This is a genomic window from Acinetobacter sp. YH16042 (assembly GCF_013417245.1).
Lineage (GTDB): Bacteria > Pseudomonadota > Gammaproteobacteria > Pseudomonadales > Moraxellaceae > Acinetobacter > Acinetobacter amyesii.
Genome location: NZ_VPEJ01000007.1, coordinates 130,035 through 154,505 on the forward strand (window position 1 = coordinate 130,035; position 24,471 = coordinate 154,505).

The window sequence follows — 24,471 nt, forward strand, 5'->3', positions numbered from 1 at the left end:
AGTTTTCTTGGCTTTATTTTTAATTTTGATTAAAATACATCCAACACAATAAAAATTAAAACCTTATTACTTCCGACCCATATTTATGAAAAATCAATTCGTCGCAGTGGCAGTCGGTATCGTCTGCCCCATACAGATCATGTATGCAGCAGGAATAGAAAACTCAGATCAATCGATCTCGGCCTTTCTTGAACCCGGAAATTATACTGAAGCCAGTTTCGCTTATGTCGATGCTCAAGTTGACGGCAAAGTTCAGAATCAAGGCTTAATTAGTGAATTGGGCATCACTGATTTTTCTACAGGGAATCTCGCTCATCAACAATTTTCTGGGAAATTTGCACTTAAAATTCAACCACATGAAAATATTTCTGCGGGAGTAATTTATGAGCAACCTTTTCATACTGATATCAGTTATCAATATAGTCCTCGCTTACCAGATAGCTCAAATATCGATATTGAAAGCGCCGATATTAACTTTAGAACGCATAACCTAACTGGACTGGTAGGCTATCAACCCAATAATAATTGGAATATTTATAGCGGTTTAAGCCTACAAACATTTAAAGGTGATTTAAAAATTTCTGGGCAACAATATGCTGCTCTCAATGGCTACCATGCCGATTTTAAACAAGATGAAGCGATTGGTTGGCTGCTCGGATTCAGTTATCAACTCCCTGAATATGCTATTAAAACTAGCCTAACCTATCGTTCAAAAATAAAACATGAAAATAAGACCTCTGAATCAACTTTATATTCAAATGGTCCTTTTCAATTAGTACTTGACACCCATACCTCAATTCAAACGCCACAAAGCGTCAATTTTGAATTTCAAACAGCTGTTAGCTCACATAATGCTGTATATGGCACAGTTCGTTGGATTAATTGGAAAGATTTCAACATTCAGCCACCGCAGTTTAATGCCGTGCTTCAATACGCAGCACTCGATCCACAATACCGTGATTTAGCTGATATCCAATTGGTGGAATATCAGAAAGATCAATGGTCAGGAAAGTTAGGGATTGCACATCAATTGAATCCGAGTTGGCTCGCTGCTGCAGAGTTTATTTGGGACAACGGGACAGGAAATGCGGCGTCTACCTTAAACCCAAGTGATGGCTATCGAGGTTTAGGTTTAGGTATGATGTATAAATTTAACCCGAACAATTTTCTAGCGACTGGCCTGTATTATATGAAACTCTCAAAACCATCGAATACTGAAACATCTCATATTTCAGGTCTTGCAAGTGTCTCAGACAATGATGCCATGATCTATGGTCTGAAATTTGGTCACAGATTTTAAACGCTTTCTAAAAACAAAAAAAACGAGCCGAAGCTCGTTTTTTGTTTCAGTAAGAACTTACCAATGGTAGCTCACACCTACTTTACCTACTGGAAGCCATTCATATTTGTCATCTTGTTCGATGCTACGTTCATGGTCAGCAAGTAATTCGCGGTCAGCAGCAGTACCACCAACAGCCGTTAATTTTGCAGTTGGGTTACCAGTGTAATAAGCACCTACTTCACCGAATACGCCCCAGTTTTTATTTAATTTTGGTGCAAAACCCAAACCTAGGTATGGTGCGATATCGTTATCGTAAGACACTTTACCGTTTAGGCGTTCGAAAGAAGTTTCTTTACCATCAATTTTAATTGGTGTATCACCTTTACGACGCTTATCTAACGTATATTCAGTGTCGATATAACCTACACCCGCAGCAACATAAAGACCTTGAGCCCATGGATTAGCACTTGCACCCCAAGGACGAACTTCTGCATTTAAGTAACCAACTTTGTTATCCATATCCATGTCGTATTTTACGCCATCGACAGATAAGTCATCTGACCATGAAATATCACCACCGTTATAACCTAATGCAAGGCCGACGTATGGGTTCGCAGTCCAAAGTAACGCACCACCATAACCAGTCGTACCCACTTCTAGACGAGCGCCAGTTGGGATAAGTTGGTTTTGATCAAATGCATAGCCATCATGAACTACAGAGGTATCTGCCATTGCAGTACCTGCAGCAGTAAGTAGAGCAGCTACCGTTAATAAACGTAATGATTTCATGTGTTTCTCCTCAAAATAAACTGTTATTCAGATTTTACAGACTTGTTATATGGCACATGTTAAAAGGAAACTTCGCTTAACTTTTATGCAAATTTACTGATTTTTTGTTAACTTTTGATACATTTAGATTTTAATATTGATTAATAAAGAGTTTTTCTTTGATTTTTTAAACATAATAATGATGCTTGAGAACAATTCTGTATATTTTGCGTATTTTTTATACAAATTTTATGAAAGTGCTACATCCATCACCCTTAGTTTCTTGGATTTAGTGCTTGCTTAATAATTAATTCCGATCCTAGGCCGATTTACCATCTATTTTTGACTCGATTTAGTGTAAAATCTTGGAAAATTTTTTTCTGGATGGAAGAACATGTCTCAGCTTTCAACAATCATTGAACAAGCGTTTGAAGACCGTGCTAATTTCACTGCAGCTGACTGTCCTGCTGAAGTACGTGCAGCAGTAGAAGAAGTGATCGCTGGCCTAGATAACGGTACATTACGTGTTGCTGAAAAAATTGATGGTGAATGGATTGTTCATCAATGGGTGAAAAAAGCCGTTTTGCTTTCATTCAAATTGAACGACAACAAGCCAATGGAAGCTTGTGACTTACGCTTCTATGACAAAGTTGACACTAAGTTCTCTGACTGGACTGAAGAACAATTTAAAGCTGCTGGTGTACGTGTAGTACCACCTGCTGTAGCACGTAAAGGTTCTTTCCAAGCAAAAAATGTTGTATTGATGCCTTCATATGTCAATATTGGTGCATATGTTGACGAAGGTACGATGGTTGATACATGGGCAACTGTTGGTTCATGTGCTCAAATTGGTAAAAACGTTCACTTATCAGGTGGCGTTGGTATTGGTGGCGTTCTTGAACCACTTCAAGCGAACCCAACAATCATTGAAGACAACTGCTTTATCGGCGCGCGTTCTGAAATCGTTGAAGGTGTAATCGTAGAAGAAGGTTCTGTGATTTCAATGGGCGTATTCATTGGTCAATCAACTAAGATTTATGACCGTGAAACTGGCGAAATTCATTACGGCCGTGTTCCTGCAGGTTCTGTTGTGGTTTCTGGCAGCTTGCCGTCTAAATGTGGTAAATACAGCCTCTACGCTGCTGTAATCGTGAAAAAAGTTGACGCGAAAACTCGTGCGAAAACAAGCTTGAACGAATTATTACGCGAAGACTAAGTCTTTATTTCAGCGGAGCATTCATGTTCCGTGGAGCCTCTATCGCTCCTCGTCTCTACGGTTAGCAATGATCGTAGAGATTTTTTGTTTTTTTATATCTGGTTAATTTTGTTATGAGTACCCTTCGATCTTCCGCTATTCCTGTTTCTGATCCGTCTGCGGGTTTACGTATTACGGAGATTTTTTATTCATTGCAAGGTGAAGCCAATACCGCAGGTTTGCCTACGGTCTTTATCCGCTTGACGGGCTGTCCGTTACGTTGCACTTATTGTGATACAACCTATTCGTTTGAAGGCGGTGAACGCCAATCATTAGAAGAAATTATTCAAACTACTTTAGATTTTAAAACCCCTTATATTTGCGTGACAGGTGGTGAGCCGCTTGCTCAACCGAACGCCCTTCCCCTCATGACTCGTCTGGCCGATTTAGGCTGCGAAGTCTCTTTAGAAACCAGCGGTGCTTTAGATGTGTCTAAAGTTGACCCACGTGTTTCAAAGGTTATGGATTTAAAAACCCCAACTTCGGGTGAAGTTGCACGAAATTTGCTTAGCAACTTCGATCATCTAACTCAACACGACCAAATCAAATTTGTGATTTGTAACCGTGAAGACTATGAATGGTCAAAACAGCAAGTTGAGCGCTATAAGCTAAACGAAAAAGTCAACACCATTTGGTTCTCTCCGGCCTTTGCCGTTGAAAAAGGCGCTGTTCGTTTACCTCAACTTGCACGTGATTTAGCACAATGGATTTTAGAAGACCATCTCCCTGTTCGCTTTCAATTGCAGTTACATAAATTGCTTTGGAACGATGAAACTGGTCGTTAAGTTTTAAAGAATTATTTGGAGTAATGCATATGCGCCCTCGTGCCATAGTTTTATTGTCTGGCGGCTTAGACTCAACCACTTGTTTAGCTTGGGCTCAAGCGCGTTATGAATGTATCGCCTTGAGTTTTATGTATGGTCAACGTTCTACGACAGAACTAGATGCTGCTCGTGAGTTAACTAAGCAGGCTGGTGTAGAACATCGTGTCATTAATATCGATTTAGGTAACTTAGGTGGCTCTGCGTTAACGGACCATAGTATTGAAGTACCAGATCATGAACAAGCCGGTATTCCTGTAACTTATGTACCAGCGCGTAACACGATTTTCTTGTCATATGCTTTAGCTGCGGCGGAAGTTTTTGGTGCAGAAGCAATTGTCATTGGTATTAATGCGGTTGATTACTCAGGCTATCCAGACTGTCGTCCAGAGTTTATCGAAGCATTTGCCAACATGGCTCGCCTTGCAACAAAGGTTGGCGTTGAAGGAAAACCACTTAAATTTGAAACACCTCTGTTACATTTATCCAAAGCAAATATCATTCGCTTAGGTATAGAACATGGCGTAGACTACAGTCAAACGGTGTCTTGCTATCAAGCAGATGACCAAGGTCGTGCTTGCGGTAAATGCGATAGCTGCCGTCTTCGTAAACAAGGTTTCGTTGACGCAGGTGTTGAAGATCCGACACGTTACATACCGAAATAACAAGGTAGGGTTTATGAAAAATTTAAAATCAAACATTATTCTTTCTGCTGCTTTCTCTGCAGCTGCATTGTTTGCTTCAGTTGCACACGCTGACAACGACAAGCTTCAACAAGCATATAAGAGCACTAACGTAAAATCTTCGTTAATTAATGTTTGTAAAGAAGAAACTGGCAAAGGTAAAAAACTAACTGCCGCTGAAGTTAGCAAATACTGTACTTGTGCTGTTGAAGCAGATGGTCGTTTAACCAATGCTCAAAAATGGGAAATCCAAAGCACAATCAACCAGAAGAAAAGCCCTGCAACACTCGCTTTTGTTCAAAAACAAAATAAAGACCTTCAAGCATGTTTCGGTCCTCAGTTAACAGGTAAATTAAAAAATTTAACTGAAGAAGCAATGAAATCTGCTCAAGCGAAAAAATAATTTTTCGTCTCAAAAAAGCCTGCAAATGCAGGCTTTTTTATTGCTTTAAGTTCAAAGTAAATTCTGTATGATGGTCATATTTCACATACTTTGTTTAAGCCCCTTTAGGGATAAGACACGAAAAAGGAAATCTTCATGACTGAAATTAGCTTACCAAATCAAACCTTCCCAACCACCTCAGGTGAAGTCAACCTTGCAGAACTAAATAATGACTGGCTGATCATCTACTTCTACCCTAAAGATTCAACACCAGGATGTACGACGCAAGCTATAGGGTTTTCATGCTTAAAAGATCAGTTTGATGCGCTTAATACCCCAATCTACGGCATTTCTCGTGACTCGGTTAAAGCCCATCAAAACTTCACTGAAAAGCAAAATCTAAGCATTGATTTAATCAGTGATAAAGAAGAAGTGCTATGTCAGCATTTTGACGTGATTAAAGAAAAAAATATGTATGGCAAAAAGGTTATGGGCATCGAACGTTCAACCTTTATTTTCCATAATGGAAAGCTGGTAAAAGAATATCGTAAAGTCAAAGCTGCAGGCCATGCAGAACAAGTCTTAGAAGATTTAAAAGCACTACAAGCAGCATAACAGTAATGATTTGAGCCTGCTCCTATAGGAATGGGCTCAAATTTAATGAGGTCATCTAACTAGAGCAATAATGAAATTGCAATTCCGCACATCACAACGCCAATAATAAAGTCTAAAATTTTCCATGCCTTTGCACTCTGGAAGAGCGGTAATAAATAGCGCGCGCCAAATCCAAGGACAAAGAAAAACACCCATGAAGCTGTAATTGCCCCAATCGCAAAATATACGGCTGTCGATTCAAACTTCGTTGAAATAGACCCAATCAGCACAACCGTATCGAGATACACATGTGGATTTAACCACGTTAAAGCCAAGCAAATCAGTATCAACTTCAATAGTTTGGTTTCATTCTTCTCACTGGGCGCTAAACTGCTCGAAGTTTTAAAGGCTTGCAGAAAATGCTGTACCCCATAAACTGCTAAAAACGTTGCGCCCAAATATTTCGCTGCATTGACAATTTCCGGATGACTTTCAACCAATTGGGAGAATCCGAGCACTCCCAATAAGATGAGTATCGAATCAGAAGCAGCACAAATAGCGCAGAGCCAAAAGACATACTGCTTTTTTAACCCTTGCTTGAGAATAAACGCATTTTGCGCACCAATCGCGATAATTAGGCTAAATCCAATTGCGAGCCCTTGCATATAACTGTGCAACATTTTTAACTACACTTTCAAAGCTTTAAATGAATCTTGCTATTATCTAAGCTTATTGCTAAAAATAAGTATTTATAAATAAATATCAATATAACTAAGTTTTTCTTAGTTTATGTAATTTCTAATACTCGTAGGTGACTCATGTTACAAAGCAAACATAGTGAAGCATTTCTTGCGGTTGCAGAAACAGGAAGCTTTGAACAAGCGGCACTGCGTTTAAATATTACGGCATCTGCGGTCACGCTCAGGCTACAAACCTTAGAAAAGAAATTAGGTCATGTGCTCATTGTGCGTGAACGGCCCTGCCGCCCAACACTCGCAGGCCAATCTTTATTGCATTATTTACAACACAGCAAATTACTAGAACATAATTTTCTGCAAAATCTAACAGGACAAACGGCGAATGCTTTCTATCAAGTCAATATTGCAACCAATGCTGACTCACTTGCGACATGGCTGCTTCCGCTACTCAAAGATCTCTTAATTGAAGAAAAAATCGTGATTCATTTTCAGGTCGATGATCAGTCACAAACACATCATTTATTAGAAGCAGGACTGGTCAATGCCTGTGTCACAACAGAATCAGAAGCCATGAAAGGCTGCGTCGCAGAATATCTGGGTGAAATGCATTATCGCTTTGTAGCAACCCCTGATTTTATACAAAGATGGTTCGGTCAAGGCGTGACGCGAAATGCGTTAAGGGCTGCGCCTGCACTGATTTTTAATGAGAAAGATGACCTACATACGCAATCGATTCAGAAAAATTTCGGACTCAATCCTTCACAATATCCACATCATTTCATTCCCTCTTCAACGGCATTTTTTGATGCCATTACGATGGGCTTGGGCTATGGATGGTTACCCGACTATCAAAGCAAAGACTTATTGGCAGAGGGAAAATTGATAGAGCTTTCAACAGAACTCAGTATTGATTTAGCCTTGTATTGGCATCACTGGAACCAACAATCTGTTCAATTACAAAAATTGACTGCTGTTGTGCTGCAACATGCCAAAGATCATATGTGTTAAACCCTGTAAGACTGCGGTTATTCAAGCCGCCATTGGCCTTTGAGCTGAATCAGTACTTGCTCACCAACTCCACCGAGTGCTTTACGCATACCAAAATCACTACGCTTAATGGTTGCTAAAGATTGAACATCCAACACTTTTGGATTTTGCGGACTTGGGGTAAGTGTAGTATCGAAGATCACAGGTTTAGTGATACCACGAATGGTCAGATCCCCTCGAATCATATATTTCGCATAAGCCACGGGTTCGATTTGTTTACTGACAAACTTCACTTGCTTAAATTCAGCGGCATCAAAATATTCACTTCCCAAGATTAATCCCTTTAAGCTTGGGTTACTAAAACTAATGCTATCTACATCTAACAGTAAATGCGCTGAACCTTTATGTGGAATTTCAGGATCAAACTTAAGGTTCGACTGAACCTTATTAAAGCGCCCTTCAACAATCGACAGCCCCACAGATTTAATACCAAAAGTGACCTGACTATTAGGCGTTAGCGTCCATTCAGCAGCATGTAGAGGCAATACACAGCATAGTGCTAAGCCTCCCATATATTTTGCAAACGTTCCCTGACGCAAACTCATGTTTTTCTCCTGAATAAAACACAGCCTAAAAGCACTACAATGTTTATTTTTTTACTCCATTGTGGTGCTAGAACTTTAGCGTTTTTTTATAGCAGATTTGTTTTATCCTGAGTCATAAATTTGTGTTGAAGTTGTTTATAAATGTCTGTCTGTTGAAATTTTTGCAAAAAATCAATGGTACCTTGAGGAAAGGCATCTCGTTCAATTTCACCACGAAAATACGCTTCACGTACTGGTGTCGCAGAAATCGCCCCTTCTAGACTATCCAGCTCAACCATTTCCCATTCTGGGAAGAATTTTAAATAATAAGAAGAATCATCTTTAAAATGCCCGATCAAACCGACTTTTGCATTCGTTTCAATTACATCATTCACCAAAGATTTGACTAACTTTTGCCATTTTTCATCGTTATATACATCTATCACATGCACAAACTTGATTCGCTTCTGATCTTGCTCTGAAAAATTCGACAGGATCATCTGCTCACGTTCTACGGCCAAAAATGGATTTTTGATATTACGTTCATTTTGCGCCGAACCCAGTGCTAAAAGCACATATTGACTTTGTTGTAAGGCAATTTTAATGGTTTGCAAATGCGCTAAATGGAACGGCTGAAAACGCCCAATGAAAACCAAATAATCAAATGTATATTTCATATCAAATCAAACTTTTTATGAACTGAGCAGTTGTGCCACAGGCTGAAATATGCGACATAATGTCGAGCATAAAATCAAAACGAAACTTTTACGCAAGGATAGTACGATGACACTGAGCTGTATTCAACAACCCCATGAACATTTGAATGCGAATTTGGACAATGGCGTACTGACCTTAGCCATTAACCGACCTCAGGCGAAGAACGCGCTGTATACAGAATTATATCTGTGGATTGCAAAAGCATTAGATGAAGCTGATCAAGATACTTCAGTGCGTGTAGTTGTACTCCGTGGTCAAGATGCTGACTTCAGTGCGGGCAATGACATGCAAGATTTTATGAAATCTGCTGCTCAAAAAGGGCAAGCTCCAGCTTCTGAAGGCGCACCGTTCATTTTATTAAAATCTGCTGCTCAATTTTCTAAGCCGCTGATCGCTGCGGTTCGCGGTGTTGCCATTGGGATTGGTGTTACGATTCTGCTTCATTGCGATCTTGTCTACAGCGACAATACTGCCCTATTCCAAATTCCGTTTGTGAGCCTTGGTCTATCGCCTGAAGGTGCATCGAGCAAGCTATTGGTTCAACAAGCCGGCTACCATAAAGCGGCGGAATTACTGTTAACTGCTCAGAAGTTTGATAGTGCGACAGCGCTTTCAGCAAATTTGGTCAATAGCATTGAAGAAGATGCTTATGCGACAGCTGCGAAAAAAGCAGCACAGTTATCTGCACTTCCACTAGCGTCTTTGGTTCAATCAAAAGCATTAATGAAACATAATGTAGATGAAATCGTGGCATGGATTGACCATGAAGCTGAGATTTTCATGGATCGAGTAGGTTCTCCAGAAATGATGGAAGCTGTTGCAGCCTTTATGCAAAAACGCAAACCTGACTTCTCTCAGTTCAATTAATGTTTTAATGGAACGTAAAAAACCACTCATATTTGGGTGGTTTTTTTCATCTTAGCCCCAATCTATTTTCTAAATTTAAAAACTGGATGTTTCCACATGACTGCAGCATCACAAACTGAAACTAAACCTGAAAAGAAACGCTACTACGAGCCTGCGCCTGAAGGCATCGATATCGAGAATTTTAAAAAAATTGTACAAAGCCGTCGTTCTGTACGTAAGTTTACCGACAAGGCCATTCCAAACGATGTTTTAGATGAATGCTTAGACCTCGCCTTACTTGCACCCAATTCATCGAATTTACAACCGTGGACATTCTACGTCGTTCAAAACCCTACAAAGAAAAAACAATTAGTGAAAGCTTGCCTAGGGCAACTAGCTGCAAAAACTGCTGCTGAATTGATTGTCTGTGTCGCGCGTACCGACCGTGTAGATGAAATGGCAAAGCGTAATATTTCGGAATTCCCATTTCCTGAAGCACCTGCAGCTGTGCAAAAGTATTACAAGTTTATTCCTTATAACTATAAAACAGGTTACTTAAACGCACTAGGTAACTTTAAGAAAGTAGCTTTCAAAGTTGCACGGACATTGGATAAACAATTGCCTGTAACAGCATTTAATGAAGCCGATGCTAAACTTTGGGCGAGCAAAACTACAGCCTTGGCTTGTGAAAACTTAGTTTTGGCTTTACGTGCCTATGGTTTTGACAGTTGTATGATGGAAGGTTTTGATGAACCTTTGGTGAAGAAAATTTTAGGATTAAATGCTCAGCAATACCCAGTGATGGTGATTGGTGCAGGTGAACGTGCTAAAGATGGTGTGTTCTTCCCGCAGTATCGTTTTGACCGTGAGCTGTTTATTCAGAAGATATAATTTGCTTTCAAAAGAATAGTCACAACCACAATTAGCTACGTGACTTTAGTTTATAACGCGTAGGTATTACGTTACTTTGAAGGATCAAAGTAACCAAAATCCCTTGTTAGACAGAAGATTCATCCTTGAATCTCTGTCTAACGGGTGACATCCATGTCACCCTTCGTGTATCTACTTTTTTCTATAACTTAAAAATTTAAAAGCATCATTAAAATTGAATATCCACCATTTGAATAAACTCAAATGCCGGCTCTTCATAAGGATGACTTGCTTTTAAAGCCCTCGCTACCGCACTTGCCTTTTCTTCAGGCACGATGGTTTCCACTCGCCATTCAGGGATAGACTCTAGCTGCTCCAACTCACCAATAAATGGATTTGCACCTTTTACAGGTTTAAATTGCCCCTTCCCTAAAACTTGCCAAGCACAGTGTTCATAGTTGCCTATACCACCTGCTCCTGCTTCAAATACGGCCAGTTTAGTCGACTCTAGGTGAGACTCAGGTACATAATAAATTAGTTTTAACATTGACTATTCCAGACGCTATTGTGCAGTCACATCATTTAAAGCACTGCAAATCATTTTCAATGCCGTATTATTCGATGCATGCGGATAGGTAGCATATAAACCTAGTTTCGGTAATTCCATATCTGTTTGAATGACTTTGACCGAATCATTTAAAAACTTCAGTAAATATTCGGGCACAAAACTCAGCCCCATACCCATATTAATCAAATTTAAATGCTGCATGACATTGGTCACCCACAGCATGTGATCATGTTGTTGCTGATCAAAAGGAATCAAGGCATTTAAGGTATCGTAAAACACAGGAGAAGCATTTTGTTCACACATAATAATGGTGTGATTTTTTAACTCTTGAAGTTTTAAGATGCGATCTGATGGATGCAAATGCGCTGCACCGACTAGATAAATCTGCTCACTTAAAACCTGAATATTGGTGAAGTCGTCATGAATTAAGTGATGACGAGTAAAGCTAATATCCAATTCGGTATTTTTAAGTTTTTGGATTTGCTCTGTACACGTCAAGCTATGTAAATGAATTTTTAAATCAGGGATATGTTGTTTTAATTGCGCCAAAATACTCGGCATAATTTTCAATTCTGCGACATTTAAAAAGCCAATATGTATTTGATTATTTTTGGCTTGCGCCACGTGGCGAGCTGCAGCTACAGCTTGTTTGGCATTTTCTAGTGCTTGCTCGGAATATTTCAGAAAAGCCTGCCCTTCATCGGTCAGTAAAACTTTGCGAGCAGAACGTTCAAATAATTGCACCCCAACCTCTTGCTCTAAGTCTTTAATTTGCTGACTAAGCGATGGTTGTGCTGTAAATAGTTTTTCCGCTGCCTTGGTAAAGCTCTGTTCTTTCGCCACCGTCACAAAATAACGTAAATGTCGTAATTCCATTCGCTTCACTCCACATACTTACTACATCACCCGTGTCATGCAGTCAAAATACCAATAGATCTATAGTTTATATGAATATCCATTCTACTCGGAAAATCATTTGCCTAGACTTCGGACTATTCCAAGTTTGCGCTTCACATACACATGGAGTTTTGTATGACACAGCAATTCGATACCGATGTTCTGATTATTGGCACAGGGCCTGCAGGTTCTACTTTAGGTTTGGCCTTGGCAAATTACGGCATACAGGTTCAGCTTTTTACCCAATTTAATTGGTTAGCCAATAGTCCGCGTGCCCATATTACCAACCAACGTGCGATGGAAGTGTTGCGTGACTTAGGTATCGAAGAACAGGTCAAAAAAATTGCAACGCCTTGGGAACAGATGGGTGAAAGCCTCATTACCACGAGCCTTGTCGGTGAAGAAATTGCCCGTATGAGTGCTTGGGGAACCGGTGATGAACGTCATGGCGATTATATTAAAGGCAGTCCTTGTCCATTGGTCGATCTCATTCAGCCGAAAATGGAAGCTTTGTTGGTAAAAAATGCGGCTGAACGTGGTGCAATTTATAATTTTAATACTGAATATTTGTCCCATGTGCAAGATGAGCATGGTGTAACAGCAACCTTTTTAAATCGTATTACAAATACTGAATTCAGCTTACGTGCCAAATATTTGGTCGGTATGGATGGGGCAAAATCCAAAGTCCTTGAACAGCTTGATTTACCCCTGGAAGGGGTGATGTCTCGCGCAGGTACAGTCTATGTCACGTTTAAAGCAGATCTCTCTCAATATGTGAAAAACCGCCCTGCTATTTTGCAATGGATTGTTAACCCTGAAGCGAGCTTTGGTGATCTGGGCATGGGCTTACTCCGTGCCATTACACCTTGGAATGAATGGATTATGGGTTGGGGCTTTGATATTTCCAAAGGCGAACCACAAGTCACCGAAGAGCAAGTTCGTGCGCGTTTAAATGCCTTTGTCGGTGCTGAAGTAGAAAATGTCGAAATTCAAAAATTGTCTTATTGGTATGTGAACCAAACATGGGCAACCGAATATTCAAAAGGTCGTGTATTCTGCGGCGGTGATGCGGTGCATCGTCATCCACCATCAAGTGGCTTAGGTTCAAATACCTGTATGCAAGATGCCTTTAACCTCGGTTGGAAATTAGCGTATGCCATCAAAGGTTGGGCTACTCCTGCTCTACTTGATTCTTATACATTAGAGCGTGCGCCTGTCGGCAAGCAAATCGTGGCGCGTGCCAATCAATCTCGCTTTGACTATAAGCATCTCAAAGAGGTATTTGGTTTTGACCAAGGCATCACAACTCAAGCTCAAATGATGCAACGTATTTTTGCGGAAGATGAACAAGCTGCAGAAATTCGCCAAAAGCTATATCAAGCCTTAGAAATTAAAAACTTTGAATTTAATGCCCAAGGTGTAGAGTTGAATCAGCGCTATACATCCAATGCCATGATTGCTGAATCTGAGCCTGAGATCTTTGCCAAAGATCAACAACTGTACTTACAAGCGACCACACGTCCGGGGGCAAAAGTTCCACATACTTGGATTATTGATGCCAAAGGTGATAAGCAATCAACCTTAGATATTACTGGGCATGGTCGCTTTACCCTACTGACAGGTCTTTCAGGCAAAGGTTGGAAAACTGCTACCGAATCTTTGAATCTACCTTATTTAGATGTGATTCAAATTGGTTCTCGTGAATACCGTGATGTGTATGGCACATGGAATGCGAAATCTGAAATCCATGAATCAGGTGCAGTATTAGTCCGTCCAGATGGTTATGTCGCTTGGCGATACCAAGACAGTACTAATGCTGCTTTTGATTATGAAAATACGTTGAAGGCTGTCTTAAAGCAGATTCAGTTAATGATTTAAATAGAATCATTAACAGTCAATCATCAAATCAAATTTTAATATTTGATCACGGAACCTGCGACATGGATGTCGCCCGTTAGACTCTGTCGGACTAAATGTTGAGTTGGTATTGTCTCTAAATTTACCACGTACAGTGCTCAAAATTGCCTACCTCTGACACCTGCTTCAAATACGGCAAGTTTGGTAGATTCAAGATGCTATTCAGGTATGAAGTAGATAAGCTTGAGCATTGCATTTGATATATGAAAATTTACCTAATGCTAAGTTATATTAAACCCATTAAGAATATATAAAGATTAACAATGACTAAAACCTTTGAACAACAATGGAATGATCACTTTCCAAATAAAGTACCTATTCCTTACGTATTAAAATTTTATTTTTCGGAATATTGGTTTCGTATGCATAGCTTGCCCGAGTCTAAACAATATGCAGACACAACAGAAGAAGTGCTACTTTTATTAGATCGTCAAAATCAGATCATCACAGATTGTTTAGGCTTAGATACCTCGGTTTACCTTGTGACAGGTAATTATGTTACGCCACATTATTCTCAGCCAGAGCCAAATTATTTCCACCCGGAGTATGATAGAAGAAAAATCATTTCCTACAATTTAATAGAATCACCTTCTATGAATCTACATCAGATAGATCCTGAATACTTTGATGATGGTGATGAAAATGATGTCTGTTTTATACCCTTATACACTCAAATAATATGGGAGCCTAAAAAACATGATGATTTATTATTAAAAATTGCAAATGAAGAAATTCATGCATTTCTCGTTTCATTTGAAAAAAAAATTATTGTTGCACCTTATGATGGTGGTATTGATTTTATTATTTGGGATAAGAAGTTTAAAAAGCAATTGAAAGAAAAATATAGTGCTTTGTTACCATCTAACGCGGAAGGCTTATAAAAACCGCCTCACGGCGGTTTCAATTGTTCAAATATTACATCTGCAACGCATAACCCAAAAATAAAAACACCAACTGCAAACACACCACTGCACCAAAAAGCTTCCAACCCTTTTTACGCAGCGCAGACTTATCCACTGCCGAATATTCTACTATTTTAATCATGTCATCACCTCATCATGAGTGTTGATACTGAACTCGTTTACTTATCCATCTTTCTTTTATCTTGCTGTCTTTTATCTTGCATAGTTATTGTGCATAAATTACACACTAGCATGTTTCCACAAATATAAAAGCAAAATCTAAACCAAGTTCAGTGGGAGAAATAAAATTTAAAAACCAACAAAAAACCACCCGTAGGTGGTTAAAAATCGAAAGCGATTATATGTGTAAAAACAAGCATTCACAATAATTAATATATCTTTTGGTAAATTTTAACCATAAAAAAGCCACCCGAAGGCGGCTCTTTTCTATGATTCATCTATCTAAGATTAACCAATAAATTTACGTGCATTACGGAACATACGTAACCAAGCACCGTCTTGATCCCAATCTTCTGGTTTCCAAGAATGCTGAATCGCACGGAAGTTACGTTCAGGGTGCGGCATCATAATCGTTGCACGACCGTCTTTAGACGTTACACCTGAAATCGCTTCTGGCGAACCATTCGGGTTCATTGGGTAATGCTGCGTTGGGTTGCCTTGGCTGTCTACATAACGCAAGATCACTTGATCACCTGCATTCAATGCTGCAATGTTTTCCGCGCTAGCAACTACACGGCCTTCACCATGTGCTACAGCGATAGGAAGAATCGAACCTTCCATACCTTCTAACAATACAGAATTTGATTTTTCAACGCGTACGTTAACTGCACGCGCTTCAAACATCTCAGAAGTATTGCGGTGGAAACGAGGCCAAGCTTCTGCACCCGGAATGAGTGGTGCAAGCTGAGACAGCATTTGACAGCCGTTACAAATACCTAGAGAGAATGTTTCGTCACGGTTGAAGAATTTCTCAAATTGGTCACGAAGTTTAGGATTGAATAATACTGATTTAGCCCAACCGCCGCCTGCGCCCAATACGTCACCGTAAGAGAAACCGCCACATGCCACTAAACCTTCAAAGTCATCAAGACTGATACGGCCAGCAAGCAAGTCGCTCATGTGTACGTCTACAGTGTTGAAGCCGACCTTATCGAATGCAGCAGCCATTTCTACATGACCATTTACACCTTGTTCACGCAGAATCACCATGTTTGGACGGCGTTCATTGATGTACGGTGCTTCGATCGGCTCGTTCAAATCAAATGTTGGTTTTGCAATTAAACCTGCATGTGATTTGTCAGCAATCAACGCATATTCTTGATCCGCAGTTTCTACGTTATCACGCAGACGTTGGATTTGATGTGACACTTCAGTCCATGCTTGCTGTAATTCAGCACGGTCTAAGCTCAAACCATTTACAGTTAAAGTATCTGTATCGTTTACAGTACCTACTACTGCAATTGCATCTTTAATTGATGATGCAGCGACTTCAGCTTCTAATGCAGCCCAATCCGCTTTGCTGATTTGAAGAACTGCACCAATTTCTTCTGCAAACAAGCTTGCAGTAGATTGATCTTCAAGTGCTACACCTAGGCGTGAAGCGAACATCATTTCTGCAACAGTTGCCAATAGACCGCCATCACCGATGTCATGGTAAGCCTTGATTAGACCACGGTTGTTCCAGTCTTGAACCAATGCAAAGAATGCTTTGAAGTCATCGAAGCTGTCTACGTCAGGTGTTACAGAACCAATTGCTTTATAAACCTGAGCAAGGATCGAACCGCCAAGACGGAATTGACCTTTAGACAAATCAATACGTACCAGTACAGACTCGATATTTTTAAGTTCAGGTGTAAGTGTTTTGCGAACATCAGTCACAGGTGCAAATGCAGTGATCACGCCTGTCATAGGAGATGTTACAGATTTATCAACACCGTCATCATTCCAAGTTGTACGCATAGACAATGAGTCTTTACCAACAGGAATTGCGATACCTAATGCAGGACACATTTCCATACCGATGGCTTTAACACCTTCGAATAACGCTTGGTCTTCACCTTGTTGACCTGCAGCAGCCATCCAGTTTGCAGATAATTTGATGTCGCTGATCTGGTCGATTTTTGCAGACATAATGTTTGAAATCGATTCTGCTACAGATAAACGTGCAGAAGCAGCAGGATTCAACAACGCAACTGGTGGACGCTCACCCATTGCCATCGCTTCACCTGTATAACCAACAAGGCTCGTCGTTGTAACCGCAGCGTCAGCTACAGGCACTTGCCACTTACCTACGAACTGATCACGTGCAACCATACCTGTAATCGAACGGTCACCAATAGTGATCAAGAACGATTTAGATGCAACAGTTGGGTTTTTAAGAACGCGGTAAATCGCATCTTTCAAATCTGTGACTGTTTCAGCAGTGAAGTCATCGCCTTTACGTTCAATCGTTTCGTATGAACGGCTCATACGCGGTGTACCGCCAAGCATCACTTGCATTGGCATATCCACAGCTTTGTTTTCAAACAATGGATCGTTCACTGTCAATTGACGCGCTTCAGTTGCTTCACCTAATACAGCGAATGGGCAGCGTTCACGTGCACACAGTGATTCAAATAATTCTAATGAGCTTGGACGAATCGCCAATACATAACGCTCTTGCGCTTCGTTCGACCAGATCTCCATTGGAGACATGCCTTTTTCCAATGATGGAATTTTACGAAGATCAAGAATTGCACCTAACTCGTGATCGTTCACAAGTTCAGGCATTGCATTTGAGATACCGCCCGCGCCTACGTCATGTACAGACACGATTGGGTTATGATCTTCCATGCGCCAGCAAGCATCAATCACTTCTTGGCAACGGCGTTCCATTTCTGGGTTTTCACGCTGTACAGATGCGAAGTCTAGGTTTTCACCCAACTTACCGCTGTCTACAGAAGACGCTGCACCGCCGCCTAAACCAATCAGCATTGCAGGACCACCTAGTACGATCAGTAAATCGCCTGGTTGAATCGCATCTTTTTCTACATGGTCAGGACGGATGTTACCGTAACCACCGGCAATCATAATTGGCTTATGGAAGCCTTTTACATCACCATTGACATTTTGTTCAAATGTACGGAAGTAACCATTTAACGCAGGACGACCAAATTCATTGTTAAACGCTGCACCACCCAATGGGCCTTCAATCATAATTTGAAGTGGAGATGCCATACGAGATGGTTTGCCGTAGTTTTCTTCCCAAGGCTGTTCAAAGCCTGGAATATTCAAGTTAGATACGGTAAAACCTGTTAAACCAGCTTTTGGCTTACCACCACGACCTGTTGCGCCTTCGTCACGGATTTCACCGCCCGAACCTGTTGCTGCACCAGCAAATGGTGCAATCGCTGTCGGATGGTTATGGGTTTCCACTTTCATAAGAATGTGAGCAGCTTGGCTCTTATACTTATAAACATGGTGACCTGTTTCAGCATCTTGCTTTGGATAGAAGCGTTGTGTGTCAAAACCCACAATTACAGAAGCGTTATCTTTATATGCCGACAATACATCTGTAGGTGATTCTTTATAGGTGTTTTTAATCATTTGGAACAATGACAATGGCTGCACTTCGCCATCAATTGTCCATTCTGAACCAAAGATTTTATGACGGCAGTGTTCAGAGTTTGCTTGAGCAAACATCATCAATTCGATGTCATGCGGGTTGCGACCCATTTTTGTGAATGCATCGGTTAAATAATCGATTTCTTCATCAGAAAGCGCAAAACCAAATTCAGAGTTAGCTTTCACCAACGCTTCTTTACCTTGACCCAAAATATCAATTGAGTTTAAAGGCTTTGGTTCAGTTTCAGAGAAAAGTGCCGCAGCATCTTCAATAGCATTGAAAACGCTTTCAGTCATGCGATCATGTAATGCTAGTTTTACTTCATCAGAAACAGCATTTACACCCTTCAAAGTAAACAAAACACCGCGTTCAAGGCGATGAACCGGTGTATTACAGTTGGCAAAAATGTCTGTTGCCTTAGACGACCACGGAGAGATGGTTCCAACACGTGGCGTCACTAAAATTTGGACTTCGTCACTTGCTGCTTGGTGCAATTCAAAAGATTGACCATCGTTGAGAAGCTGTAAAGCGGATTGCTGTTGTTGCTCGTTGAGCGCTTGGTCAAAAAGGTAAACCCATTGACTTTCAATTGATTGAACAGAACTAATTGACGTTAAACGTGATAATAGTTGAGTTTTCTTAAATGAAGAATGTGCAGGTGCACCGGCAACGATAAACATGCTGATTTTGGCTCCACGGGATGATCGAAAAGACCATGCCACAATGTGACTTGAGAGAGCGCATATTCTACTGTGTATTAGTTAAATCAGCTAGATGTGAAAGTGAAATTGTAGTGCTTATATCGGGAAGTTTAGGCAATAATGCTTTTATTTTTAAATAATAAAATTGAATTTAGTCGCACAGATTAACACAAAATTATCTGATTTTTTCATTTCATCCTAAGAATAATATTCAAACTAGAAAAATGTTTTATTTTTCAACAACAACTCACTTTTTAATCAAGCTTTAAAACCATATTTGAAAATGAATTTCAGGTCTAAATGTGTGAGATTTAAACCTGAAATTCATAAAGACTAAAATCAATTCACATTTGAAATTGAAACATTTTATTTATTCAAATCTAACAATAGATGTTGAATTACATTAAGGGCTAAGTTCAGTGAGTTTACATCTACACCATCAATCGTATCGCAAGCCTTGTGATAGCACGGTGCAAATTCGAGTTCATCACCTTTCATTTGCTCATTAAATAAAATTAGTGAAGTAACGGGAACTTTCCCTAAAAATGGCAAAGTATCGCTTGCTGTTAAAGTCGTTACATCATCTTTAATCTGCATATTATTGGTTTTAAAATATTGACGCATACTTTGTTCTAATGCAGCATCCTGCGGGTGCTTAGGTAATTGACTCATGCTGTCTAAGATTGGCTGATAATCACTTTGTGCAAGTCCATTGGCTTTAAACTGTGCCGCCATTTCTCCAATTGATGAATGGTCACCATCGGCGATCATGATATTCGGATTCTTTGTTCCCACCATATCAACATTGATATAGGCTTGAATGCCTTGAAGCTGTTTCTCACTGAGTGATTTCACAAAAGCTTGTGAACCTGCAATACCAACCTCTTCCGAATCCCAAAAGGCAAGATATAGTGTGTGTTTAGGTTTTACCTTTTGCTTCGCATAGTCTTGTAATAATGCTAACAATATTGCAACGCCTGAAGCATTATCATTAATCCCAGGCCCCATTTTCACCGAATCATAGTGTGCGCCGACTATCACAGCGGTATCTTTGGATTGTCCTTCAATCTCAATCACAATATTTTGCCCAACGGTCTTTTCTCGATTTTCAAATGGCAACATTTGCGCGTGCAAGCCTGCTTTCTTGGCTTGTTCAAGAATATATTGTGCAGAAGCCAATCCACCTGCTGTACCTACTGCACGATTGCCACCATTTTGTTCTGCAATTTCTTCAAATGTTTGTAAATGATGCATCATGCTATTTTCTGATGCAGCAACATTTTGGTTTGGCTGCACTTTCGTTATATTTTTTTCTGTGTTGAAACTTGTACAACCTGACAAAAAAAATGTCACGCCCAAACTTAGTGCAGTCAACGTAGGAAGAAATTGTTTTCTATACATTTAAATTATTCTCATTAAAAATTAAAAAATGGGATAAAAGGTAAAATTTGCCCATCTATACTAACAGCCCATTTTTAAATTTCTGTTTTGTTTTGCATTTCATTAAGGCAAATCACTCATACATCTTTTAAGACAAGTTGTGTCGTCCCACACTAGTGCTTTTCTGCTAAGTTTGGCATTATTCAATTCAAGTAATAATTGAATAATGATAAATGACTCAAATGCGTTGGCTTGAACTTCTTTCTACAGTTCGTATTGGTAGCAATAAACACAGTTCTGAACAGGCACGTAGCCCCTTCCACAAAGACTACGACCGCATTATTTTTTCGCAAAGCTTTCGACAGCTTAATCGCAAGACCCAAGTCCATCCCCTCACCCAACACGATGGTATTCATACTCGCCTGACTCACTCTTTAGAAGTGTCTTGTATTGGACGTTCATTGGGGATGCTGGCGGCTGAAAAAATTAAAGATGAACTCCCGATGTGGATTTCACCTGCCGATGTCGGTGCAATTATTCAAGCTGCGTGCTTGGCACACGATATTGGTAATCCACCTTTTGGCCATGCAGGCGAATATGCCATTCGAGAATGGTTTGATGACGCATCGCATACCAACTTTTTACAGGACTTAAGCCCTGAAGAAGAAGCCGATGTGCGTCAGTTTGAAGGTAATGCACAAGGCTTACGTTTACTGACTAAAATTGACTATCACCCGAATGATGGTGGTATGCGTTTAACCTATGCAACTTTAGGTGCATATTTAAAATACCCGTGGCTTTCAAAAACCATTGCATCGCAAGGCAATAAACCTGCAAGCCAACGAGCAAAGTTTGGTTGTTATCAAGCAGAAAAAGAAATCTTGCAGCAAATTGCAGAACAATTGGGTTTAATTCAACTGGGCGAATATCACTACTGTCGTCATCCGTTGACCTATTTGCTTGAAGCCGCAGATGATATTTGTTATGCCCTGATTGATTTGGAAGATGGCATTATTCTCAATATGTTGAGTTATAATGAAGTTGAGCCAATTTTCCTTGACCTGATTGGTGATTATGGTATTCCTTCCGAACTTGCAATGACGGATACCACATGGCAGCAGAAAATTGCCGCTTTGCGTGGCCGTGTGATGAAGCGTTTGGTTGAAGAAGTAACGACAGCTTTTGCACGTCATCATAATGAAATTTTGTCTGGCCAACTTAAAGGCAGTTTATTGCAATATTGCAGTGATGATATTGAAATCGGGATTAACCGTGCCAAAGAACTGGCTCGTGATAAAATCTTTGAACATCCGCATAAGGCAGGTTTGGAAATTATTGCACACCAAAGTTTGCAAAATATTTTGGATGCCTTTATTCCACTGACCACGCCCAATAAAACTTTGAGCTTTAAAGAGCAACGATTGATGTCTATTTTACATCGTTCAGGAGCACATTTTGGTATGTCGCATTATGACAATATTATGCAAGTACTCGATATCATCTCTAAGTTTTCAGACCATCAGGCTTATAACCTTGCACAAGAACTTCAAGGCAATAAAGTTGGTTTCTTTTAAAGCTGAAAAAATGTGAAGGCTAGTAATTCGCTGGCCTTCAAGCTAATCTCACAACAAATTGAAATTGAGCAAATAGCTCAGACTAAACTGAAATAAAGTGAATAAATGACATGATCGGATGTTTAATTGGCGAAGTGCTGGCATTGGAAGCACCAACAGTATTACTCAATGTAAATGGTGTGGGCTATGAGATTGACACCCCACTTTCTACATTTTGCCAACTACAGAAAGGTCAAAAAATTACCCTGTGGACACATTTGGCTGTTCGTGAAGATGCACAACTACTGTATGGATTTAGCAATGCTCAAGAAAAACTGATTTTTCGCACACTATTAAAAGTCAACGGCGTAGGCCCTAAAATGGCACTGGGCATTTTATCAACATTAAGTGTTGAAATGCTGATTCACACGGTTGAACATGAAGATGTAAACACTTTAGTCAAAGTTCCGGGTGTAGGCAAAAAGACCGCTGAACGCCTCATGATTGAGTTACGTGATCGCTTTAAAGCCATGGCTTCAGGTACGGTACCAACGAATTCAACTGTTGAACAAATTCAATTTACAGGCAACTCTGCCGTAGCCGAAGCTGAAGCGGCATTGCAATCATTAGGTTACAAACCAATTGAAGCACAAAAATTAGTGAATGCTGCCAAAGGTGACTTTACTGAAGCCAGCGACATTATCCGTGCAGCACTTAAGTCGATGAATAAATAATTTTTACTTTCTAATGAGCAGTGCATCCTTTGCCCTTTAGAGCTATAGACAGTATGTGAATCACGCAGGCGACAAGGATGTCGCCGTTAAACTGTGCTACAAGGACGTAGCATCAGTTTAACAAATGGGTTTTGTCACTTTTGCCCAGTCAAAAGTGAGAATCGCCTACACAATGGCACCTTAACACAAATCACAACTTGAGGCTGTGCCTCGAAAGTTCAGCCAGAGATTGATTTAATTATATGCAAGACCGTCTTATCAGTGGTTCAGAAAAACCCGAAGACCACTTCGACCGCGCCATCCGCCCAACTTCCCTTGATGACTACATCGGGCAGCCTGTCGTCCGTGAACAAATGGAAATCTTTATCGGTGCTGCACGTGGCCGTGAAGAAGCACTCGATCACACCTTAATTTTTGGCCCACCGGGTTTAGGTAAAACCACACTGGCCAATATTATTGCCCGTGAGATGGGTGGTAACCTAAAATCCACTTCTGGCCCTGTCCTTGAGCGTGCAGGCGATTTGGCTGCAATGCTAACCAACCTCGAAGAAGGTGATGTTTTATTTATTGATGAGATCCATCGTCTTTCACCGGTCATCGAGGAAATTCTCTATCCAGCGATGGAGGATTACCAACTCGACATCATGATTGGTGAAGGCCCTGCTGCCCGTTCGATCAAACTGGATTTACCACCCTTCACTCTTGTTGCAGCGACGACTCGTGCAGGCCTACTGACCTCTCCTTTACGTGACCGTTTTGGTATCGTACAACGCTTAGAGTTTTATTCTGTCAAAGACTTAACGCATATTGTGACTCGATCTGCAAACTTGATGGATGTACCCATGACTGCCGAAGGCGCACAGGAAGTTGCACGCCGTGCTCGTGGGACACCTCGTATTGCAAACCGTTTATTACGCCGAGTCCGTGATTATGCGCAAGTTAAAGGTACGGGTGAAGTAACCCAAGAGATGGCTCAACGTGCTTTGGACATGCTGAATGTCGATAAAGATGGTTTAGACACACTAGACCGTCGTTATTTATCAATGCTGCTTGAGCGTTTTGATGGTGGCCCTGCAGGTGTAGAAGCTCTAGCTGCTGCTATGGCAGAAGACTCAGGGACCCTAGAAGATGTGATCGAACCCTACCTCATTCAGCAAGGCTATGTCATGCGTACTGCACGTGGACGTATTGCCACCAATATGGCGTATTTACAGTTTGGGATGACACCACCAGAGCCGAAAGATAAGTAAACGATAATTCACTGAACGACTTCAGGGAGTTAAATGCTCCCTGCATGTTTATTTAAATTTTAAAATAAATTCAAGCCACTACAAACAATAGACTAAAATGATAAATCTTGAGAATAGAATAATTAACAAAATTAATAGCGACTACATTCAAAATCTACCATTAGACAGTGCCATTGAACACATTCCCAGAGAACAACCCATCAGTTCATTTAGCCCAAAACAAATGAGTGATTTTGAAAGCTTATTCCACACCGAATACAATTATTTTATCACTGTCGAATGTGAAAACATTCTTAGCAAAGAAACCATAGAAGTTGATGAAAATAATATTTGGGGCTGTACTAGATTAGCACTATGTTAATCGATGAAAATGAAGCTAACTAACTGTAAATTAAATAAGAAAACTCAATTAAAACTACTAGAGTTTTTCGTGCTAGGAGTGACTGCAAGAGCTGCT

Annotated in this window: 23 protein-coding genes and 1 pseudogene; 15 read left to right on the plus strand and 9 right to left on the minus strand. The window is 40.3% G+C overall.

What is annotated here, in order from left to right; genetic code table 11:
• The first annotated feature begins 85 nt into the window (after window positions 1–85).
• Entirely contained in the window at window positions 86–1,300 is a 1,215-nt protein-coding gene (locus tag FTV37_RS07495) for an OmpP1/FadL family transporter (protein WP_180063422.1), read from the plus strand.
• A gap of 57 nt (window positions 1,301–1,357) precedes the next feature.
• Here FTV37_RS07495 and carO read toward each other — a convergent pair whose 3' ends face one another.
• Window positions 1,358–2,071, minus strand: coding sequence for an ornithine uptake porin CarO (gene carO, locus FTV37_RS07500; protein ID WP_180063423.1), 714 nt, complete (start codon window positions 2,069–2,071; stop codon window positions 1,358–1,360).
• A 373-nt stretch (window positions 2,072–2,444) separates the two neighbouring features.
• Here carO and dapD point away from each other — a divergent pair, with 373 nt between their 5' ends.
• The 5 genes from dapD (at window position 2,445) to FTV37_RS07525 (ending at window position 5,806) form a co-directional block, all read left to right on the plus strand.
• Window positions 2,445–3,266, plus strand: a complete 822-nt coding sequence (dapD, locus tag FTV37_RS07505; RefSeq protein ID WP_078190347.1) for a 2,3,4,5-tetrahydropyridine-2,6-dicarboxylate N-succinyltransferase — start codon at window positions 2,445–2,447, stop codon at window positions 3,264–3,266.
• 113 nt (window positions 3,267–3,379) lie between these two features.
• Window positions 3,380–4,090, plus strand: coding sequence for a 7-carboxy-7-deazaguanine synthase QueE (gene queE, locus FTV37_RS07510; protein ID WP_180063424.1), 711 nt, complete (start codon window positions 3,380–3,382; stop codon window positions 4,088–4,090).
• A 29-nt stretch (window positions 4,091–4,119) separates the two neighbouring features.
• Window positions 4,120–4,791: a 7-cyano-7-deazaguanine synthase QueC gene (gene queC / locus FTV37_RS07515; protein WP_078190349.1), complete on the plus strand. Its 672-nt coding sequence runs from the start codon at window positions 4,120–4,122 to the stop codon at window positions 4,789–4,791.
• 13 nt (window positions 4,792–4,804) lie between these two features.
• Window positions 4,805–5,212, plus strand: a complete 408-nt coding sequence (locus FTV37_RS07520; protein WP_078192024.1) for a hypothetical protein — start codon at window positions 4,805–4,807, stop codon at window positions 5,210–5,212.
• A gap of 135 nt (window positions 5,213–5,347) precedes the next feature.
• Window positions 5,348–5,806: a peroxiredoxin gene (locus tag FTV37_RS07525; protein ID WP_180026885.1), complete on the plus strand. Its 459-nt coding sequence runs from the start codon at window positions 5,348–5,350 to the stop codon at window positions 5,804–5,806.
• Between the two features lie 59 nt (window positions 5,807–5,865).
• Here the strand turns inward: FTV37_RS07525 and FTV37_RS07530 are convergent, their stop codons facing one another.
• On the minus strand, window positions 5,866–6,465 hold the full coding sequence (locus tag FTV37_RS07530; protein WP_180063425.1) for a LysE/ArgO family amino acid transporter: 600 nt from the start codon (window positions 6,463–6,465) through the stop codon (window positions 5,866–5,868).
• Between the two features lie 138 nt (window positions 6,466–6,603).
• On the opposite strand from FTV37_RS07530, the gene FTV37_RS07535 reads away from it, so the two are divergent.
• Window positions 6,604–7,491 (plus strand): LysR family transcriptional regulator ArgP, encoded by an 888-nt coding sequence (locus FTV37_RS07535; RefSeq protein WP_180026887.1) that lies wholly within the window; start codon window positions 6,604–6,606, stop codon window positions 7,489–7,491.
• A gap of 17 nt (window positions 7,492–7,508) precedes the next feature.
• Here FTV37_RS07535 and FTV37_RS07540 read toward each other — a convergent pair whose 3' ends face one another.
• Window positions 7,509–8,075 (minus strand): YceI family protein, encoded by a 567-nt coding sequence (locus FTV37_RS07540; RefSeq protein ID WP_180063426.1) that lies wholly within the window; start codon window positions 8,073–8,075, stop codon window positions 7,509–7,511.
• Between the two features lie 86 nt (window positions 8,076–8,161).
• Window positions 8,162–8,731 (minus strand): nicotinate-nicotinamide nucleotide adenylyltransferase, encoded by a 570-nt coding sequence (locus tag FTV37_RS07545; RefSeq protein ID WP_180063427.1) that lies wholly within the window; start codon window positions 8,729–8,731, stop codon window positions 8,162–8,164.
• A 106-nt stretch (window positions 8,732–8,837) separates the two neighbouring features.
• On the opposite strand from FTV37_RS07545, the gene FTV37_RS07550 reads away from it, so the two are divergent.
• A complete protein-coding gene (locus FTV37_RS07550) occupies window positions 8,838–9,638 on the plus strand; it encodes an enoyl-CoA hydratase-related protein (protein ID WP_078192396.1) in 801 nt (266 codons plus the stop codon).
• Window positions 9,639–9,734: 96 nt separating this feature from the next.
• Window positions 9,735–10,508 (plus strand): nitroreductase family protein, encoded by a 774-nt coding sequence (locus tag FTV37_RS07555; RefSeq protein WP_180063428.1) that lies wholly within the window; start codon window positions 9,735–9,737, stop codon window positions 10,506–10,508.
• A 208-nt stretch (window positions 10,509–10,716) separates the two neighbouring features.
• Here FTV37_RS07555 and FTV37_RS07560 read toward each other — a convergent pair whose 3' ends face one another.
• Window positions 10,717–11,034, minus strand: coding sequence for an NGG1p interacting factor NIF3 (locus FTV37_RS07560; protein WP_180063429.1), 318 nt, complete (start codon window positions 11,032–11,034; stop codon window positions 10,717–10,719).
• Between the two features lie 15 nt (window positions 11,035–11,049).
• Window positions 11,050–11,931 (minus strand): LysR family transcriptional regulator, encoded by an 882-nt coding sequence (locus FTV37_RS07565; protein ID WP_180063430.1) that lies wholly within the window; start codon window positions 11,929–11,931, stop codon window positions 11,050–11,052.
• 156 nt (window positions 11,932–12,087) lie between these two features.
• Here FTV37_RS07565 and FTV37_RS07570 point away from each other — a divergent pair, with 156 nt between their 5' ends.
• Window positions 12,088–13,830, plus strand: coding sequence for an FAD-dependent monooxygenase (locus tag FTV37_RS07570; RefSeq protein ID WP_180063431.1), 1,743 nt, complete (start codon window positions 12,088–12,090; stop codon window positions 13,828–13,830).
• A gap of 302 nt (window positions 13,831–14,132) precedes the next feature.
• Window positions 14,133–14,750, plus strand: a complete 618-nt coding sequence (locus FTV37_RS07575) for a hypothetical protein (protein ID WP_180040158.1) — start codon at window positions 14,133–14,135, stop codon at window positions 14,748–14,750.
• Between the two features lie 34 nt (window positions 14,751–14,784).
• Here the strand turns inward: FTV37_RS07575 and FTV37_RS17860 are convergent, their stop codons facing one another.
• From FTV37_RS17860 to FTV37_RS07585, 3 genes are all read right to left on the minus strand, one after another.
• On the minus strand, window positions 14,785–14,913 hold the full coding sequence (locus FTV37_RS17860; protein WP_257220672.1) for a KGW motif small protein: 129 nt from the start codon (window positions 14,911–14,913) through the stop codon (window positions 14,785–14,787).
• 326 nt (window positions 14,914–15,239) lie between these two features.
• Window positions 15,240–19,076 carry a phosphoribosylformylglycinamidine synthase gene (purL, locus tag FTV37_RS07580; RefSeq protein WP_180063432.1) on the minus strand — a complete coding sequence of 1,279 codons (3,837 nt, stop codon included), beginning with the start codon at window positions 19,074–19,076 and terminating at the stop codon, window positions 15,240–15,242.
• A 387-nt stretch (window positions 19,077–19,463) separates the two neighbouring features.
• The gene (locus tag FTV37_RS07585; protein ID WP_373683563.1) at window positions 19,464–20,498 is read right to left on the minus strand and encodes a M20/M25/M40 family metallo-hydrolase; all 1,035 of its coding nucleotides are present in this window, start codon (window positions 20,496–20,498) and stop codon (window positions 19,464–19,466) included.
• A gap of 212 nt (window positions 20,499–20,710) precedes the next feature.
• Between FTV37_RS07585 and FTV37_RS07590 the strand changes: the two genes are divergently transcribed.
• From FTV37_RS07590 to FTV37_RS07605, 4 genes and pseudogenes are all read left to right on the plus strand, one after another.
• Window positions 20,711–22,051 carry a deoxyguanosinetriphosphate triphosphohydrolase gene (locus FTV37_RS07590; RefSeq protein ID WP_180063434.1) on the plus strand — a complete coding sequence of 447 codons (1,341 nt, stop codon included), beginning with the start codon at window positions 20,711–20,713 and terminating at the stop codon, window positions 22,049–22,051.
• Between the two features lie 110 nt (window positions 22,052–22,161).
• Window positions 22,162–22,764: a Holliday junction branch migration protein RuvA gene (gene ruvA, locus FTV37_RS07595; RefSeq protein ID WP_180063435.1), complete on the plus strand. Its 603-nt coding sequence runs from the start codon at window positions 22,162–22,164 to the stop codon at window positions 22,762–22,764.
• A gap of 242 nt (window positions 22,765–23,006) precedes the next feature.
• Window positions 23,007–24,014: a Holliday junction branch migration DNA helicase RuvB gene (gene ruvB / locus FTV37_RS07600; protein ID WP_168378058.1), complete on the plus strand. Its 1,008-nt coding sequence runs from the start codon at window positions 23,007–23,009 to the stop codon at window positions 24,012–24,014.
• A 364-nt stretch (window positions 24,015–24,378) separates the two neighbouring features.
• Window positions 24,379–24,471: pseudogene (locus FTV37_RS07605) on the plus strand (IS1595 family transposase); the annotation flags it as partial.

Coding starts and splice junctions, on each gene's coding strand:
- FTV37_RS17860 (WP_257220672.1), bottom strand. CDS start 14,913: ATGATTAAAATAGTAGAATATTCGGCAGTGGATAAGTCTGCGCTGCGT.
- FTV37_RS07540 (WP_180063426.1), bottom strand. CDS start 8,075: ATGAGTTTGCGTCAGGGAACGTTTGCAAAATATATGGGAGGCTTAGCA.
- FTV37_RS07495 (WP_180063422.1), top strand. CDS start 86: ATGAAAAATCAATTCGTCGCAGTGGCAGTCGGTATCGTCTGCCCCATA.
- carO (WP_180063423.1), bottom strand. CDS start 2,071: ATGAAATCATTACGTTTATTAACGGTAGCTGCTCTACTTACTGCTGCA.
- FTV37_RS07555 (WP_180063428.1), top strand. CDS start 9,735: ATGACTGCAGCATCACAAACTGAAACTAAACCTGAAAAGAAACGCTAC.
- FTV37_RS07530 (WP_180063425.1), bottom strand. CDS start 6,465: ATGTTGCACAGTTATATGCAAGGGCTCGCAATTGGATTTAGCCTAATT.
- queE (WP_180063424.1), top strand. CDS start 3,380: ATGAGTACCCTTCGATCTTCCGCTATTCCTGTTTCTGATCCGTCTGCG.
- FTV37_RS07575 (WP_180040158.1), top strand. CDS start 14,133: ATGACTAAAACCTTTGAACAACAATGGAATGATCACTTTCCAAATAAA.
- FTV37_RS07545 (WP_180063427.1), bottom strand. CDS start 8,731: ATGAAATATACATTTGATTATTTGGTTTTCATTGGGCGTTTTCAGCCG.
- ruvA (WP_180063435.1), top strand. CDS start 22,162: ATGATCGGATGTTTAATTGGCGAAGTGCTGGCATTGGAAGCACCAACA.
- FTV37_RS07520 (WP_078192024.1), top strand. CDS start 4,805: ATGAAAAATTTAAAATCAAACATTATTCTTTCTGCTGCTTTCTCTGCA.
- FTV37_RS07565 (WP_180063430.1), bottom strand. CDS start 11,931: ATGGAATTACGACATTTACGTTATTTTGTGACGGTGGCGAAAGAACAG.
- ruvB (WP_168378058.1), top strand. CDS start 23,007: ATGCAAGACCGTCTTATCAGTGGTTCAGAAAAACCCGAAGACCACTTC.
- queC (WP_078190349.1), top strand. CDS start 4,120: ATGCGCCCTCGTGCCATAGTTTTATTGTCTGGCGGCTTAGACTCAACC.
- FTV37_RS07535 (WP_180026887.1), top strand. CDS start 6,604: ATGTTACAAAGCAAACATAGTGAAGCATTTCTTGCGGTTGCAGAAACA.
- purL (WP_180063432.1), bottom strand. CDS start 19,076: ATGTTTATCGTTGCCGGTGCACCTGCACATTCTTCATTTAAGAAAACT.
- FTV37_RS07570 (WP_180063431.1), top strand. CDS start 12,088: ATGACACAGCAATTCGATACCGATGTTCTGATTATTGGCACAGGGCCT.
- dapD (WP_078190347.1), top strand. CDS start 2,445: ATGTCTCAGCTTTCAACAATCATTGAACAAGCGTTTGAAGACCGTGCT.
- FTV37_RS07590 (WP_180063434.1), top strand. CDS start 20,711: ATGACTCAAATGCGTTGGCTTGAACTTCTTTCTACAGTTCGTATTGGT.
- FTV37_RS07585 (WP_373683563.1), bottom strand. CDS start 20,498: ATGTATAGAAAACAATTTCTTCCTACGTTGACTGCACTAAGTTTGGGC.
- FTV37_RS07550 (WP_078192396.1), top strand. CDS start 8,838: ATGACACTGAGCTGTATTCAACAACCCCATGAACATTTGAATGCGAAT.
- FTV37_RS07525 (WP_180026885.1), top strand. CDS start 5,348: ATGACTGAAATTAGCTTACCAAATCAAACCTTCCCAACCACCTCAGGT.
- FTV37_RS07560 (WP_180063429.1), bottom strand. CDS start 11,034: ATGTTAAAACTAATTTATTATGTACCTGAGTCTCACCTAGAGTCGACT.